Here is an 18,158-nt window from a genome sequence, read left to right on the forward strand (position 1 = left end):
GACCTAAGCGTCTTCCCCGACATCGATTACACGGATTGAACGTCCTTTTACCGCCAAGGCCAAATTGCCCGCGCGTAAACGTAACGCATCCTTTCCAAAAAGATCGCGTCGCCAACCCTGTAAGCACGGTACGTCCGCCTCTTCACCATAAGCGGCCAGATGTTCAAGATCACCTGCATTAGCGATTAGTTTTTGTGCCACATCGTTATGTTCAGATTTGAATTTCAATAACACTTTTAACAAATCAACAACCGGCCCCAACCCTTTGGGTAAATCCCTTTTTGTCGGTGCTGCCGGATGATCTTCCGGGGCCAGACTCAACGCCTGTTGAATGGCTTCCAGCATCTCGTTGCCATAACGTCCGTTTGCGATGGATTTATTCATTCCGCGCACCCGTTCCAATGCCGCCGCATCTTTAGGCGATTGGTGGGCGATATCAATTAAGGTGTCATCGCGAATAACGCGGTTGCGCGGCATGTTTTTACGCTGCGCTTCATGTTCACGCCATGCGGCAACAGCCTGTAAAACAGCCAGAACTTTTGTGCTTTTCGTACGTGCCTTTAATCGCTTCCACGCAGTTTGCGGATCAACAATATAGGTTTCAGGACTGGTCAGGGCCGTCATTTCTTCATCCAGCCAGCCGGCCCGATTATTTTCTTCCAGCTTGTCACGTAAAAAGACATAGATATCGCGCAAATACGTAACATCACCCAAGGCATATTTGATCTGACGCTCTGTCAAAGGCCGCTTGCTCCAATCGGTGAAGCGCGATCCCTTATCCAGATTTTTTTTGCAAATATTATTGACCAGCGTTTCGTAACCAACCGATTCCCCAAATCCGCAAACCATTGCCGCAACTTGCGTATCGAACATAGGTGTCGGTGTTGCCCCGGTCGCCTTGACAAAGATTTCAACATCCTGACGGGCGGCATGAAATACTTTCAGCACATTTTTATTTGCCATGAGATCGAACAAAGGTTGCAAGTCGATCCCATCGGCAAGGACATCGACACAACAGGCCTCGTCACTGCCGCCCAACTGCACCAGACAAAGCGTCGGCCAGTAGGTTTTTTCCCGCATAAATTCCGTATCGACCGTGACGAAACGTTCCGCCGCCAACCTGTCGCAAAACGCCGCAAGCGTTTCTGTATCAGTAATTAAATCCATGACGATAGCTATACACTTTTTCCCGAGAGGAGGAAACGAGAAAACCCTACAAATAAAAAGTCGATTGATTCCAACACAACCTTTCACATACTCTTAGCTGTAAAAGCGCATAAAAATTGTCGGCATTTTAAAAGAAATGATTGGAATATGATGAAAAAGCTTTCCTCCTTTTTGGTTGTACTTACTCTTTTATTGGGATTAAGTCACACCGCACAGGCCGTTGAACAACGTTTCATTACAGTTGCTTCCACAACATCCACAGCGAATTCCGGCCTATTTGCCTATTTGCTTCCCCAATTTACAAAAGAAACCGGGATTGAAGTGCGCGTCATCGCCGTTGGTACAGGTCAGGCCATACGTATTGCGCGCAAAGGCGATGCTGATGTTCTCTTCGTTCACCATCGCCCTTCTGAAGATAAATTTGTTGCAGACGGGTATGGGACCAAACGTAATGAGGTCATGTATAACGATTTCATCATTGTCGGCCCTGATAACGATCCAGCACACATCAAAAACTGCACATCACCGATGCAAGCCTTGTTGGATATTCGTCAAAGCAAACAGGTTTTTGTGTCGCGCGGGGATAACAGCGGTACGCATAAACGTGAACTTTCCATTTGGAAAGCGGCTGAAATTACACCGGAACAACTTTACGGAAGCTGGTATCGCAGCACAGGTTCCGGTATGGGCGCGGCCCTGAACATTACCGCCGGTATGGATGGCTACACCCTCAGTGACCGGGGAACATGGCTTGCCTTTAAAAACAAACGCAAACTCGTTATTTTGTGTGAAGGCGCTAACGAGTTACTTAATCCCTATGGTGTTATTGCCGTTAATAAAAACCGTTTTCCTCATGTAAAAGCACAAGACAGTCAAATCTTCATTGACTGGCTGGTTTCAGATAAAGGTCAAAAGCTGATCGGGGATTTCAAAATAAACGGGGAACGTTTATTCACACCCAACGCACAAAAATAAAATGAATCACCGCGCAATCTTGCGATAAATATTTTCAATTCGCTTGATCAAATCACGCTCGCTATAGGGCATGAGAACATATTCATTCACACCATACCGCTTGGCTTCCATAATGGAGGCCTCGTCGTTTTTTTGCGACAACAGCATAAACGGCAAAGTCTCATCCAGCTCACGCACTTCTTCGAGAATCTCCTGACCTTCCATATCGGACAAGTTATCCGAACAAATCATCAATTTCACAGGTGTACGTTCCGCCTCAAAAACACGCAAGGCCGTCTCACCATCCCCGACACTGCGAATATCAATAAAGCCGAGCTCCGTTAAAGAGTTTTCAAGACGGCGACGCATTTCATCGTTTTCTTCCGCCAGCAAAACACGGCTGTTTGAAAAATGTTCCGTATATCGGCTGCGCACCTTATTCATCCGGTTAAAGACAGTCCGTCGCAATTCCATAACAACATCATTGGGCAGGTTATGCTTTGAAATCATCTGGTTAACCAGACTTGTCGTTACATATTCTGCAATGTTTTTAACAGCCTGTTCCGGCAATTCATCCCGGTTTACCAGCGGGCCATGCCAATTTTGATGATCGATCGCTTTTTCAGAAATAAACGTCAAAGTGTTATCGGAAAGTTGCGCCGAATTATTCTCCAACAACGCCTGAACCGCTTGACCGCTTTCTGTTTCTGCAACCGCATGTGCGACGTGCTCGCCCAACCCTTTACGTTTTGCAATCGCTGTCAAGGCATCGTCTTGAATACTATCTGAAACAATTTCGATCAGCTCTTTATCTTCCAATAAGGGAGAAAACTGCAACATGGGCGAAGAAACAGTCGCATCCATATCGCGCGCCAACTTGGACACCGTATGTTTCGGAATACTATCCATATGCTTTATTTCTTCGGTCAAAATCGCCCGAATTTCAGAAAGCTGATCCGTTGCCAGCCCCTCCAACACCTCAATTACCATTTGCGAGGCACGCGATGATGCGTCCTGATCCAAGGCCGGTGTCAGTTCCGCAATACGGGACGCCAGCTTTGCACGGACCGCTTTATCTTCATCCTTACACAGAACAACTTTTGCCTGAACCGGGGCGGCCTTGTTTTCAGCAACCGCTTGTCGGACTTTCGGGTCTTTGTCGGTTGCAAAGAAGTACAAAAGTTCCGGTTCCAGATCGGTTAAAGCAGCAAGATCACGGCGCGCAGCAATGTCATCGCTTTTCGCGATTTCCTTCGCCTCTTCATAAGAGGGGCTCGTATCACGTTTGCCTTTTAACCACCCAAACACTTAATTCTTCTCCATGAAAATAGATGCAATAACATACATAGGCTTATCGCTCCCTAAATGCATTAAGTAAGGACACATAGACAGGCCTTGTCAGGTACTCCAACAAGGTTTGCTCACCTGTAATAATATTGGCCTGAACCGTCATGCCGGGGACGATTTTGTGTTTCACACCATTGGCGGTCAGATGTTCTTCATTCAATCGAATATGCCCCCTGAAAAATGGATTTCCTTTTTCATCCATAAAAGTAGTTGGCGACATATTAATCAATTTACCTTTCATGGTACCATACCGTCTGGCATCAAACCCTGTGACGGTAACGGTGGTTTCCTGTCCGACCTCAACATGCCCGATATCACTGGGTAGGATCTTGTTCTCGATCAAGACATCTTCATCTGCCGGGATAATTTCCATCACCACTTGTGCTGGTTCAACCACCGCCCCGGGGGTATTTACTTTCAAGGCATGGACAACCCCGCTGACTGGACTGACAAGTTCCAAACGCGTGACTTTATCTTCAAGGCGGGCAATATTTTCTCGCACTTCGGCCAACTGCGCCCCGACATTGTCCAATTCATCCAGTGCCCGCCCCCGTTCTGTCACATCAATTTCAAGCATCTGGTTTTCCGTTTCCACAATGCTTGCCAATGCTTGTTCCTTGGAGACTTCAGCCTCCGTAATCGAGCCTCGGTTTTTTGCCAGATCCAGTTCCGCATTGATCAAGTTCACCCGCGAACCATGACCGGAATTAAACAATTTTTTGCGCATCGTCACTGACTGGCTCAGCAATTTTTGCTGCTTTTTCAGACTGACAATCTGTTTTTCGAAATTTTCAACGGATTTCCGCTGTTGCGCAATTTGGGAACTTAAAACCGTCTTCTCCCCTTCGATACGCGCCCGTATCCCCTTCAGGTTAAAGTTACTTTCCTCCACCAATTCCGGGTATTCTTTCTCAAAAGCACTATAGTCCGGCATCGTACCATCGATGAAAGCGCGCAAGCGCTGTTTTTTAACCGACAATGCCGCCTCACGCGCGCGGATCTGGTTTAATTCTGCCGTACGCAACGTAGGTTCAAATTGCAGTAACGGCTGTCCTTTTTCAACAATATCGCCATTGCGGACCAAAATGGATTGAACGATCCCACCTTCCAAATGCTGCACCACACGTTTATCACCAGATGGGATAACCGTCCCTAGCGTGGTTGCGGACGTTTTAATATCCACATAATTGGCCCAGACAAAAGCGACAAACAGCATTGATGTAATCAAGACAATAAGGGTTGAGGCCGCCCGCGACGGACCAGATTCTTCCAGCATCGCTTCGTGCGACAAAAGTTTAAGCTGTTCACGCGGCATCGTACGTGTTTTTGACAGCATCTCCTGTACGCCGTTATCGGATGAATTACTCATGCTGCTGTTCCTTGCGGTTTCGGATTAGGTTGCGGTCTTGCAAACATTTTTGCCAACACCTCCTCCGGGTTACCATTCATGTCGATTTGCCCTTCTTTCAACACCAATAGTCGATCACACATCCGCATATGGCTGGGACGTTGTGTAATCATAATAATCGTTTGTTTCCCACGTACCCGTTTCAAGGCCTCGATAAAGACGGCTTCATCCTTTTCATCCATCGAACCGGCGGGTTCATCCAAAATCAATACGGGCGCTTTTCGCAAGAAAGCGCGGCCCAAGGCAATTTTGCGCAAGAAGCTTTGCGGAATTTGCGTCTGCAACCCCTCTTTAAATTCCGTCTCAAACCCACGCGGCAAGGCCTCAATCGTATCAAGAATACCGGCTTGGCGACAGGCTTTGCGCACTTGTGCAAAACTCGCCGTTGGATCCGCTAACGTCAGGTTTTCGTATATATTTCCCGGAAAAACATGATTGCTTTGCGGGACATACGCCAATGTCTGGCGCAATGTAATCGGGCGCAACTGTCGAATATCGACCCCGTCCAAAGTCACCGACCCGGCCTGCGGACGATAAAGCCCCAGAATTAATTTTGCCAATGTGGTTTTACCTGACCCCGAATGCCCTGTAACCGCAATCATTTCACCGGGTTTCACCTTAAAGCTTACACCCAGCATGGCCGGATTGGCATCGGATTTATAGCGCATACTGACGCGGTTGAATTCAATTGCGCCTTTATAGGCAACATTTGCATGCGGCGTATCCCCCGGTTCCTGTTCCGGGGCAAAACGCAAAATACTTTTCAGTTGGCGGACACCATTTTGCATTTGCTCAATCCGGTTGGACACATTGAACAAGGCTTGTAACGGTGACAAAATGCGCCAGACCAACATCATAGTTGCCACCAACGCGCCCAAACTGATGACGCCGTTCATAACGCCATACACACCAAAAATAAGTGTCGAAACACCTGCCGCCATCATCAGGCTTTGTGCAATATTCTGCACATTGCCTTGCAGGCGAGTCACTTGCATATTCGCCCATGCCGCATCGCCGGATAATTCCCGAAAGCGTTTCAACCAACGTTCTTCACTACATCTTTGTTTCACCTGACGCATTTGCCAGAGCATCTCGACCAGAAAAGTATAACGCGAAGATCGAACCTCTGCTGACATCTTCGACCGTGCCCGTATTTCCGGCATAATAACCGCAGCCAAGATCGCATATATGGTCGCAAGCACCATTGGAACAGCGACCATAGGGCCCGCAATAAAACCAATCACCGCCACAAACAAAAGAACAAACGGTAAATCCAATATTGTGTTGGCCAACGAACCCGTGAAAATTTCGCGCAGAGATTCAAAACTGCGAATACGTGAAACTTGCCCCCCGACAGGGGCGCGTTCGGTAAAAACGGGTGGCAAATGCAAAATCTGCTCAAAGACCTTCGTGCTGACCAGATAGTCAAAACGCGCCCCGATATAGGCTTGTTCCTTGGATCGCATGATCCGTAACAAAAGCTCAAACCCCAAGGCAAGCCCTACCCCACTGGCAACATACAACAAGGTAACCTTGGACTCTTTCGCAATCACCTGATCATAAATCATCATAACGGCCAACGGAATGGTCAGGGCCATTAAGTTAATGAAAAAACTGACAATGAAGGACTTCGCGATCAAGGGCTGGAATTGTAAAAACAAATTTCTAAACCACAGAGCGGACCTGTCTATATCGTCCGTTTTTTCCCGATCAATCTTTTCAATGACATAGAATGTACCGCCGCGCACACTGCGAACGGGTTTGTCGTCACTTGAAATCGGGTCATGAGCAACAATTTTTCGCCCGTCCGCACGCACAACATAATACCGTCCTTTTGCATACAAGATACAAGGACACAGCCGCAGCGACAGCTTATCATGTCGCGTTTTCAATCGAATGGTTTTAAATCCCAAACGCATCAAAATATCGCGCAAATCATAAATCGTCATTTGCCCCGGATCATACGGCATAGCCTCGATTAAACGATGAGGCGACCCTTTCCAGTCAATCTCTTCCAACAGAGACAATAAACTTTGCAAAACAGGTTCAAGTTCTTCTGCCCCTGTATAATTAAACAAAGCCTTTCGCCATAAACGCGATAAATTTTCGGGTGGCGACTGATGTAAAACAACATGTCCCATTATGCCACTCCCTTCTGTTCGCGTGGGCGTGATGGTTTCAAGGGATTGGGCCTTGGTTTCGGCCTTGACCCAAAGCCCTCCCATTCAATTTGCTTCACAACACCATGTGAAGCATCAAATACCCGATCTGCAATGTTGATCAGGGATGGACGCTCCGTGATCATTAAAATTGTCGTTTCCCCCTTTAACGTTTCCAAATACTCGCGCAATCGTCTGTCGGCATCACCGTCCAAGGCCGTATTGGCTTCGTCCAACAAAAGAATGCGGGGCTTGTCTGCAAATGTCAGGGTTAAGCTCACCATCTGTTGAACCGACCCTGACAATCCTTCCGATGCCGACTCCCCCACCGGTGTGTCCAAGCCTTTCGGCATCGCCGCGATAATCTCGCTCAACCCCAATTTATCCGCAATATCAAGGGCGGCGGGTAAATAATCCCGACCTCTGAATTTTGTCAGGTTCTCGCGCAAGGTCCCTCTAAATAACGGGGCATTTTGGCGGACATATCCCATTTGTTGACGAAGTTTGCGGTAACTCAACTGCCTTGAATCAACACCATCATAATAAAGGTTTCCTTCCAAAACAGGAATAAAGCCCGCGATTGCCTCAAGCAAAGAAGATTTCCCCCCTCCGACCTGCCCTAAAATGGCAACCGTTTCACCTGCGCGAATATGCAAATTCAAATCCTTGAAAATTGGCATTCCCGTATTAATCTGATAAATCGTCGCCTTTTCAAAAACGATATCCCCCTTGATTTGCGGTGTATTTTCTTCGTGAACGGGTTCTTTATTTTCCTGACGGATCGCTCCCAGCTTTTTCAGTCGCTCGTTTGACAATTTTAATGACCGATATTGCACCCAAACACCAATCATACGGATCAACGGTTGAATCGCACGCCCCCCCAACAGAGTGCATGCCATCAACGACCCCCCTGTCAAACTGCCTTCAATCACGAAGATACTACCCAGCAAGGCGACCGATACCATCGCAAAGTTACTCAAAATCGCGCCAACGGATTGCCCAAGGGAAGAATAAAAAACCATTTTTTCCATAATCAGGGCAACTGGTGCATGTAAATGCTGATAATGGCGACACATCAAACCTTCCATCCCCAACCCCTTGACGGAATGGATGCCATTTAAAACCTGAAAGATGAAATTATAGCGATCATCATCCAGCTCGTTTCTTGTCCGGATAATTTTATCAAGGCTATAGCCCAGCCAAATCGCAAAAATAGCGGCTATAGCACAGACCGCGATCGGCGCAATCACCAAGGGTCCGCCAATAAGTGCAATCAAAGCCACAAAAATCAATGCAAACGGTAATTCGGTGAAGCTGATCAAACCTTGCCCGGATTGATGATCACGCAGCGCCTCAATTGATGAAAAACGCTCCATTTGCACACCCGGTGGCGTTGTCTCAAAATCCTGAATTTCCGAACTTAAAAAAGTTTCACAGGCGCGCACAGATGCGGCATGCTCATAGCGTGTCCCTGCCCATGTAATCGTATATGTTCTTAAAACCCGTAGACTTCCATCCAGCAAAACAACACCAATCAATCCCAAAACCATAAAGGTAAAGGTGTCTGTGGAATTGCTGGGTATAATCCTGTCATATACCTGAAGAACCACCAAAGGTAGAGCTAATGTCAACAAATTTACAGCAAATGACGATAAAAGCACATCCATGCGACTCAGCATGACGCGATGCATTGGTCTTACAAATCGGTTTTGTGCTTTTTTACGGGCCATAGGATTATTTCATTAACTTTTTCAAATATTTACTAAAACGTAAAATGCTTCGACTTTAGTAGACTCTATTCAAAGTGTAGGATTCGTTGGTTAATAAATTGTAACACCTATCCATATAGCTATAAGTAAGTTCCCTTATATTTACGTAATTATACTTAATACCAATATCAATATTGTTATTTTAAATAATATTAATTAATCTTATTTACATGAAGATATGGAAAGCCCAAATCTCATCTCCTCCTCTATGATAGGATAAGGCAACTTCTAGTTTACTTTTCAAAAGTTGCTTACACCCGAATCCGGTGTTTGCGTCAGGGGAGCTCTCATGGAACAGAATCAGGCCACCAAAAGCAGTATCGAAATGTTTGATCTCGACACAGGGGCAAACGATCAGGGCTTGTCCGACAAAGTTGTCGTTATTAACAATTTTGAGATTGAACAGGAAAGCGATCTGGCCCTGCAATCCACCCATATTGCGAGCGATAAATCCAAAGCCCTTGGCGAACAAAATATCTCAACAGATGGCAACCTTTCAAACGACGATGACGCAAACAATCTGCAACACCTGAAAGTCAACATCTCCTCGGAAGACCTGAGCTCTGCCGCCCAAACCGGAAAATTCGCTCTCCTTTCTCTTGATTTATCTAAATATACCGATAGTACCAACCAACAGATTATCCTGCGCAACCTTCCCCAAGGCGTTGAGTCTTCTGCGGGCTACATCCAAGAAGACGGTTCTATCGTCATCAATACTTCTGATAGTAACGAGTTTTATCTCGCCATTGATCCTCAGCAAACAACCGACATTCAGTTCCAAGTCGATATTGTTCCCGAAATCGAGATAAAAAAAGGGGCTAGCATTTACGACCCAGAAGAAAACAGCGCACCTGTTGCAACAGAAGATGCATCCCTTGAAGTCAACGAAGACGGCACCCTGACCATTACCCAAGCCGACCTTCTGGAAAATGTCACAGACGCGGACGGTGACCAACTGACAGCTTTCGATTTGCAAATGGGCGGCGGCAGTCTGACCGACAATGGCGACGGCACATGGACTTTTAAACCCGATGCCGATTTCAACGGCGATATCGACCTCTCCTATAAAGTAACAGACGGCGAAAGCACAACAACCGTTGAAGGCACCATCGAGGTCGCAGCGGTCAATGACGCAGCGGTCGTGTCCGAAGACACAAGCTTCACCATGAACGAAGATGGTTCCATCACCATCTCCGAAGATCAGTTGCTGGCAAATGCTTCGGATGTGGATGGTGATAATCTGTCCGTTCAGAACCTGTCGGCGGACGGTGGCACCCTCACCGATAACGGCGATGGCACATGGACGTTTGAACCGGCTGAGGATTTCAACGGATCCATCGATCTGTCTTATGATGTCTCTGACGGCACCACAACAACAGCCGCCGGCGGCACCATCGAAGTGGCCGCGGTCAATGACGCAGCGGTCGTGTCCGAAGACACCTCGTTTGCTATGAACGAAGATGGCACCATCACCATCTCTGAAGATCAGTTGCTGGCAAATGCTTCGGATGTGGATGGCGATACCCTGTCTGTTCAGAACCTGTCGGCGGACGGTGGCACGCTTACTGATAACGGCGATGGCACATGGACGTTCGAGCCCGCCGATGATTTCAACGGATCCATCGATCTGTCTTATGATGTCTCTGACGGCACCACAACAACAGCCGCCGGCGGCACCATCGAGGTCGCAGCGGTCAATGACGCGGCGGTCGTGTCCGAAGACACAAGCTTCACCATGAACGAAGATGGTTCCATCACCATCTCCGAAGATCAGTTGCTGGCAAACGCATCCGATGTCGATGGCGATAATCTGTCCGTTCAGAACCTGTCGGCGGACGGCGGCACACTTACTGATAACGGGAACGGCACATGGACGTTCGAGCCCGCCGATGATTTCAACGGATCCATCGATCTGTCTTATGATGTCTCTGACGGCACCACAACAACAGCCGCCGGCGGCACCATCGAAGTGGCCGCGGTCAATGACGCAGCGGTCGTGTCCGAAGACACCTCGTTTGCTATGAACGAAGATGGCACCATCACCATCTCTGAAGATCAGTTGCTGGCAAATGCTTCGGATGTGGATGGCGATACCCTGTCTGTTCAGAACCTGTCGGCGGACGGTGGCACGCTTACTGATAACGGCGATGGCACATGGACGTTTGAACCGGCTGAGGATTTCAACGGATCCATCGATCTGTCTTATGATGTCTCTGACGGCACCACAACAACAGCCGCCGGCGGCACCATCGAAGTGGCCGCGGTCAATGACGCAGCGGTCGTGTCCGAAGACACCTCGTTTGCTATGAACGAAGATGGCACCATCACCATCTCTGAAGATCAGTTGCTGGCAAATGCTTCGGATGTGGATGGCGATACCCTGTCTGTTCAGAACCTGTCGGCGGACGGTGGCACGCTTACTGATAACGGCGATGGCACCTGGACGTTTGAACCGGCTGAGGATTTCAACGGATCCATCGATCTGTCTTATGATGTCTCTGACGGCACCACAACAACAGCCGCCGGCGGCACCATCGAAGTGGCCGCGGTCAATGACGCAGCGGTCGTGTCCGAAGACACCTCGTTTGCCATGAACGAAGATGGCACCATCACCATCTCTGAAGATCAGTTGCTCGCCAACGCATCAGATGTCGATGGCGATACCCTGTCCGTTCAGAACCTGTCTGCTGACGGCGGCACCCTCACCGATAACGGCGATGGCACCTGGACGTTTGAACCGGCCGATGATTTCAACGGATCCATCGATCTGTCTTATGATGTTTCTGATGGCACCACAACAACAGCCGCCGGCGGTACCATCGAAGTGGCCGCGGTCAATGACGGTCCGACAGCGAGTGCCGATACGGCAAGTACGTTGGAAGATACGCCGGTCACACTTGATCTGACAGGCAATGACAGCGACATTGAAGGTGATGATCTCAACATCACTCAAATCAACGGTGTCGATGTATCAGCAGGTGATAGCGTTGACGTTGGCAATGGGACTGTCACATTGAATGAAGATGGCACGGTCGAGTTCAGCGCCGATGACGATTACAGTGGAACCGAAAGCTTCAGCTATACCGTCAGCGATGGCACCAACAGCGCCTCATCAAGCGCGACTGTTGATGTCAGTGCAGTGGCCGATGCCCCCACAATTTCTATGAATATTGGTGACGGAACAGCCCAGATTGTGGGTGGACAAACCACAGAAGTAACAATCGACAACAATAACGTGCTGGACAGTGGAAATGGATTTAGCGTCTCTGGTCGGGTCATTGATCATGGGCAACTGAGCGAAGCCTCCAGCGATAATATAGGTATTAGCAACGGAAGCCCTTCAGGTTTTGGCGTCAACGGTCAAGCTTCAGGTGCCGATGTCGAAACAGGTCACAGCAATGGTTTATCTGAGGAATTAATCGTTGATTTTGATAATGACGTATCCAGTGTCGATGTTTCCTTTGCTTGGCAAAACAGTCAAGAAGACGCCAAATACGAACTGTATCAGGATGGTGAAAAAGTTGGTGAAGGCGTTATTCATGGGGGAAGTGACGGCGTTGATGCCGCAATCACAATCCATACAGATGACAACAGCGCCTTTGATCAAATTATTTTCACCGCACCTGGAAATGATGACGATTTCCTGATCAACAATATCGAATTTGAACATGTTGAAGCAGGTGACCCTGTCATTGATTACCCCATTGACATCAACGTTGCCCAAACAGATGCGGATGGATCGGAAACATTATCCGACATCACCTTAAATGACATTCCCGACGGGGCTGTTCTTCTGGTAAACGGAGAAGAAGTCGAGGTCAATGATGGCAGCGCAACTCTTTCCACGGATGATTTAGGTGATGTTGTTCTGCGGATGCCACAAAGCCACGATGGTTTTGATCTTTCCGCTTCCGTCACATCAACAGACGGGGATGATAGCGCGACAAGCAGCACATCGGCCCAGGTCACAGCCGATGCACATGCTGATGCCCCTTTACTGAACCTTGAAATCGGTGACGCAAGCCCAATCGTTCTAGGCGCCGAAGCAGGTGAAACCACATCAGTCTTTTCCACAAGCTTTGGCGAAGCCAGCAGCGGTTTCCATTCCGGTGAAGTGGATGGTTGGGACACAAATTCTGATGCCATCGAAGTCTGGAACCAGTCACGTTATAACGATGATTATTCCGGTGATGGGGCCTACGTTGAATTAAATGACGATGCGCGCGACCATTATGATGATGCAACCAGCATTAATCGGACCATTGATACGGTAGAAGATGCGACCTACAACATCGAGTTTGATTATTCTGGTCGCCCCGGCTTTGATGAAAACGTCAATGCCATTGAAGTTCGCATCAATGGCCAAACGGTTGCGGAGTTCAGCCACGACAATTCTCATGGATCAGATACCAACTGGCAAGATGGGTCTTTCAGCTTTACCGGAACGGGCGAGCCTATGACCATCGAATTTGTCAGTGTCGGCGATGCACAGGATTATGGCCGGGGAATGTATCTCGATAACATCGATGCAACACAAACATTGCCGGATAATCCGGGTGAAACATTTGTCGATTACCCCGTAAACCTGAGTGCCGAATTAACGGATACAGACGGTTCAGAAACTCTTTCTGATGTAACGCTTAGCGATATTCCTGATGGAGCCGTCCTGTTGGTTGACGGACAAGAAGTTACCATCACCGCAGGATCGGCTGATGTTTCGGCTGACAATCTGGGAGATGTCGTCCTTCGCTTACCCGAAGGTCATGGCGAATTTAATCTGTCTGCTTCTGTAACCGCCAGTGAAGGTTCTGATACAGCAACGACAAGTGTAAGTGCTGAAATCGCAGCACATGAAGTCGTAGAAGAAGAAGTACCATTATCCAATATCGAAGCCGAAAACGAAAATACAGATAACAGCGCTTATCGTGAATTCGAAGAAGCAAAAACGGATATGGGCGGGGATAACGCCTTTGTGCACAACGAAGGAAGTGATCACGCAGACAATATGAATGCCAACCGTTTTGACTGGGTTAAAGGCGGTCAGGAAGTCTACGAAGGTAATGCAGGTGATGACCGTGTCGGCAACGACAGTGACAACTATGGCGACGATCTTATGTCCGGTGGGGCTGGCGATGACCGTGTCTATGGTGGCGCACATAACGATGTAATGTACGGCGATAATGGCAACAATCTGGATGCCGCCACAGACAATAACACCGATGGCAACGACACATTAGACGGCGGGTCCGGCAACGATGAAATTTACGGCGAAGGTGGTAACGACGTTCTGGACGGTGGATCCGGTGATGATTTCCTTGTCGGCGGGTCCGGTGATGACCAATTGATTGGGGACTCTGGAACCGATACCCTGCATGGTGGATCGGGCGACGATACACTTGAAGGCGGGTCTGGTAACGACGAATTGGTCGGTGGGTCCGGCGCCGACACCCTGATGGGCGATGGGGGCGATGACAAGCTGGTTGGTGGGAGCGGAAACGACACCATCTACGGCGATGATCGCGACAGTACCGATTGGGGCAATGACGATATCGATGGCGGTGCCGGGGACGACACCTTGTTTGGTGGTCGTGGTTCTGACGACATATCCGGCGGAGATGGCAATGATGTTCTGGATGCCGGCAATGATTGGAGCAGCAATACGCTGGACGGTGGCGCCGGTAACGACACCTTCTATGGCGGAGCTGGCAACGACACCATGATTGGCGGTGAAGGCGATGACTTGTTCTATTTCGGTGAAGGGTCCGGCGATGATGTTATTCATGGTGGAGACAGTGGGGCCGAAGGATGGATGGATACCGTCTATCTTGAAAATGAAGATGGCAGCGCCGCAGCCGAACATGAATGGTCACTGGATCTGGAAAATGGATCTGTCGAAGAACAAGCCGATGGATATATCGAGCTTTCAGACGATGCCTCCGGTACCATCACTTTCTCCGACGGCAGCGAATTAACCTTCGAAGGAATTGAACGTTTCGAATGGTAAGGAACCCCTAAAACTATAAGGCGGATCTTTGTGAATAAGGATCCGCCTTTTTTTGTGACTTGACAGAGCCCGCGTCAAATGGGATCACAAGAAAATTTTAACATTTGGAATAAAGGACGAGATCATGTCTCTTTGCCCCTGCGGCTCTCGCGAGGAATACGAAAATTGCTGCGCCCCATTTCATAACGGTGAGATTGCACCCACCGCTGAAAAACTGATGCGTTCACGTTATAGTGCTTTTGAAAAAGGCCATCTTGGCTATCTTGAAGAAACACTCAGCTTTGCCAGTCGCAAAGATTATGACGCTGAAGAAACCGCGCAATGGGCCAATCAAGCACGCTGGGACAGTCTGGAAATCGTCAAAACTGAAGGTGGTCAGGAAGATGACGACACAGGCATTGTTGAATTTCGTGCCTTTTTCAAAATCAATGGACGTAAGCAGGTCCATCACGAACGTAGCCGTTTTACCAAGGTCGAGGGCCGCTGGTATTATGAAGACGGTGAAATGAACCCCGCTCAGGAACAACGCATTGTGGCCAATAAAGTCGGGCGCAACGATCCCTGCACTTGTGGGTCCGGTAAGAAATTCAAAAAATGCTGTGGGGCATAAAGCATTTGGGATAAAGCCCTAAGTTATGTCAGAATGTCTTAAACTGATATAATGAAGGGGCTTATTCATGGGGCGGATTATCAAGTCCAAACTGGCAAACGGTGTTTTCTGGCTGGAATTTCCTGATGCAGACCTGCGTATTTTATGCGGATGTCCGGCCGACTCAGTCAAACATATGATGAAACGCGGGCTTATCTTGCAAAATGAGGCAAGCCCCGTGTTTCTAGAAACCGGCCCCAATGCCATTTTACTATCAGATCTTAGTGTTCAAAAAGGCAGTTTCTCTAATCTGGGCGAGTTCCCTGTCCTGCAGATGTTATACCGCCAAGGGATGATTTTACCGGATCATCCGGGCAATACCGGGGTAAAACCCCTGTTGATTGGTCATCCCGACCAACTTTCTGCACAAATTCAATATATCTATCGTGGCAATTACGGTCTGGTAAGTGAACGTGAACTGATGGACGCAGGGGCCAGCCCTGAACAGGCGAAAGAATTAATGCGCCTGAAACTGAAATTCGCCTTCGGTCAAATTGCCAACCCTAAAGAATTACTCGATAGTCTTGTTGTGGACAGCGCAATAACACCCATTCGAAACGGTGTCGCCGTGCGCCGTCTGGATGTAAATGTTTTTGAATTCACTTATGAAAATGAAAGCGTCCAAGTTGACCTAAATTTGGCTGAGGGCGAACAATATATGCCGTCTTATGCCTTGGGCCATTTTGAAATTGCACGAGAATATTTCAGTGTTGTGCATTCTGGCGAAGGCGATGGCTGGGATATTGAACGTCCCTCTATGGCAAGCTTGCTTACTTTCCAAGGGCGCATTTACTTGATTGATGTCGGCCCTAATATTGAAACGACTTTAAAATCCCTCAGCGTCGATATCAGCGAAGTTGAAGGGATTTTTATGACCCACTGCCATGATGATCATTTTGCAGGTTTACCGACATTAATCCGTTCCGATCATCGGATTAAATTTTTCGCAACCTCCTTGGTTCGCCATGCAACCGTTAAAAAATTATCCGCCCTTATGGGCCTGGACGAAAGCCGTTTTGATCAATTCTTCGATATTCACGAACTGTATGAAGGCACATGGAACGATATTGACGGGCTGGAAGTCAAACCTGTCAACTCCCCTCATCCGATGGAAACCAGCATTCTGTATTTCCGCACCCAATGGGACGGTGGTTATAAAACCTACGGGCATCTCGCTGATATTGCGGCCTTTGATGTACTGGACACCATGATCACCACAGACGAGACTGCCCCCGGCATATCGCAGAAATTTTGTGATCAGGTGAAACAAGCCTATCTCGAACCCTGTGATATAAAAAAGGTCGATAACGGTGGGGGCATGATTCACGGTAAAGCTAAAGATTTTACGGATGATAAATCCAGCAAAATCATCTTTGCCCACACCGCACGCCTGTTGAATGAAGATGAACGCCTGATCGGCAGTGGTGCCCCCTTTGGCACCGAAGATATCATTATCCCCAGCAATCATGATTATACGTTTGACTGTGCCTTAAAATCGCTCAAATCCTTTTTCCCCGATCTCCCACAAAACCAATTCAGGCTTTTGTTGAACCATGAAATTGTGACGATCAACCCGGAAGAAATTATTCTCAAAGCCGGTGACAAAATCGACCATGCTTATTTTATTTTAAGCGGAACAACAGAAATCCTCGACCCCATCAGCAACCAAACACACCGTATGTCGGCAGGTTGTTTTGTGGGCGATATGCATGGTCTTTGCGATGCATTGTCCAGCGAAACATATCGGGCAGTCAGTTTTGTCAAAGCCTTGAAGCTACCCATCCAAATGTACCGGGAATTTGTTAAGCGCAACGATTCATTTTCCGCCATTGCCGCCTTGGCAGAAAAACGCGAATTATTGCAAAAATCATGGCTATTCGGTGGTTCTATATCCGATGGCATAAAAAATGCGATTGCGGCCAGTATGCATTTAATAAAAGATATCAATGACCTGCATGATTACAGCTTGACCCAAAATTATATTGGCTTAATCAAGGAAGGCCAAGTCACCCTCCAACTGGGCAAAAATGACTTTCTTACACTTTCGTCAGGGGACGCCCTATTTGAAGATCATGCTGTTTACAAGATGAAAAGCATCTTTACACTGGCATTTTCCCCCAATTGCGCGGTCGCTTTAATCCCAGTTTCTGCCATTCAGGAAATCCCCATCGTACAGTGGAAACTTCTGGAAACCGTGACCCGTCAAATGCGTGCTTTGTCCAACTCCCGTCTTTGGGATGAAAGCTTACTGATATGGCACGATGCCTATAGCGTCGGTATCCCTGAAATTGATGCCCATCACAAGCGCCTGCTTGAATTAACCAAAGACCTTATTCATGCAATTGACGCTCAAAAACCTCAAGAAGACATTGCACGCCTTATTGATGGCCTGATGGATTACACAAGCTTCCACTTTTCCCGCGAAGAAGACATCTTTATTGAATCCGGCTATTCAGAAGCCGCTTCGCATATGGATACTCATGCCAAACTGGTCGGACAGGTTGATGAATTGAAAAGAAACTTCCGTTTCCCAATATCAGAAAAAGACGCGGAAGAAATCCATACATTCCTGAAGCGATGGATTTTGATGCATATCCTGCTTGAAGACCGCAAATACGCTTCTTACATCTTGGGTAGAAGGCCTACTAATGCGAATGCACAGAGGCTTACCCAAAAAAGATAGTTGTCCGCCACTCATGTT

The 18,158-nt window shown here is 47.9% G+C and carries 9 protein-coding genes; 4 read left to right on the top strand and 5 right to left on the bottom strand.

Going from position 1 to position 18,158, the window contains the following annotated elements:
* Nucleotides 1-3: 3 nt before the first annotated feature.
* Complete coding sequence (rnd, locus tag ACN0VA_RS06370; RefSeq protein ID WP_417820350.1) at nt 4-1,167, bottom strand: ribonuclease D; 1,164 nt, start codon at nt 1,165-1,167, stop codon at nt 4-6.
* Nucleotides 1,168-1,314: 147 nt separating this feature from the next.
* Between rnd and ACN0VA_RS06375 the strand changes: the two genes are divergently transcribed.
* Nucleotides 1,315-2,142 carry a substrate-binding domain-containing protein gene (locus tag ACN0VA_RS06375; RefSeq protein WP_417820351.1) on the top strand — a complete coding sequence of 276 codons (828 nt, stop codon included), beginning with the start codon at nt 1,315-1,317 and terminating at the stop codon, nt 2,140-2,142.
* A gap of 6 nt (nt 2,143-2,148) precedes the next feature.
* On the opposite strand, the gene ACN0VA_RS06380 is transcribed toward ACN0VA_RS06375, so the two are convergent.
* Genes ACN0VA_RS06380 through ACN0VA_RS06395 form a run of 4 tightly spaced genes read right to left on the bottom strand, consistent with a single transcriptional unit; the run spans nt 2,149 to nt 8,765 of the window.
* A complete protein-coding gene (locus ACN0VA_RS06380; protein WP_417820352.1) occupies nt 2,149-3,429 on the bottom strand; it encodes a DUF2336 domain-containing protein in 1,281 nt (426 codons plus the stop codon).
* A 43-nt stretch (nt 3,430-3,472) separates the two neighbouring features.
* Nucleotides 3,473-4,837 carry an HlyD family type I secretion periplasmic adaptor subunit gene (locus ACN0VA_RS06385; RefSeq protein ID WP_417820353.1) on the bottom strand — a complete coding sequence of 455 codons (1,365 nt, stop codon included), beginning with the start codon at nt 4,835-4,837 and terminating at the stop codon, nt 3,473-3,475.
* Nucleotides 4,834-7,017, bottom strand: a complete 2,184-nt coding sequence (locus ACN0VA_RS06390; RefSeq protein ID WP_417820354.1) for a peptidase domain-containing ABC transporter — start codon at nt 7,015-7,017, stop codon at nt 4,834-4,836. Before ACN0VA_RS06390 ends, ACN0VA_RS06385 begins: the two co-directional genes overlap by 4 nt.
* Complete coding sequence (locus ACN0VA_RS06395; protein ID WP_417820355.1) at nt 7,017-8,765, bottom strand: peptidase domain-containing ABC transporter; 1,749 nt, start codon at nt 8,763-8,765, stop codon at nt 7,017-7,019. The genes ACN0VA_RS06390 and ACN0VA_RS06395 overlap by 1 nt, the downstream gene beginning before the upstream one ends.
* A gap of 328 nt (nt 8,766-9,093) precedes the next feature.
* Between ACN0VA_RS06395 and ACN0VA_RS06400 the strand changes: the two genes are divergently transcribed.
* The 3 genes from ACN0VA_RS06400 (at nt 9,094) to ACN0VA_RS06410 (ending at nt 18,140) form a co-directional block, all read left to right on the top strand.
* On the top strand, nt 9,094-14,808 hold the full coding sequence (locus tag ACN0VA_RS06400; RefSeq protein ID WP_417820356.1) for a cadherin-like domain-containing protein: 5,715 nt from the start codon (nt 9,094-9,096) through the stop codon (nt 14,806-14,808).
* A 124-nt stretch (nt 14,809-14,932) separates the two neighbouring features.
* Nucleotides 14,933-15,418 (top strand): YchJ family protein, encoded by a 486-nt coding sequence (locus ACN0VA_RS06405; protein WP_417820357.1) that lies wholly within the window; start codon nt 14,933-14,935, stop codon nt 15,416-15,418.
* Between the two features lie 67 nt (nt 15,419-15,485).
* Nucleotides 15,486-18,140: a bacteriohemerythrin gene (locus ACN0VA_RS06410; protein WP_417820358.1), complete on the top strand. Its 2,655-nt coding sequence runs from the start codon at nt 15,486-15,488 to the stop codon at nt 18,138-18,140.
* Nucleotides 18,141-18,158 lie beyond the last annotated feature (18 nt).

Origin of the sequence: Terasakiella sp., assembly GCF_048267425.1 — a bacterium.
Lineage (GTDB): Bacteria > Pseudomonadota > Alphaproteobacteria > Rhodospirillales > Terasakiellaceae > Terasakiella.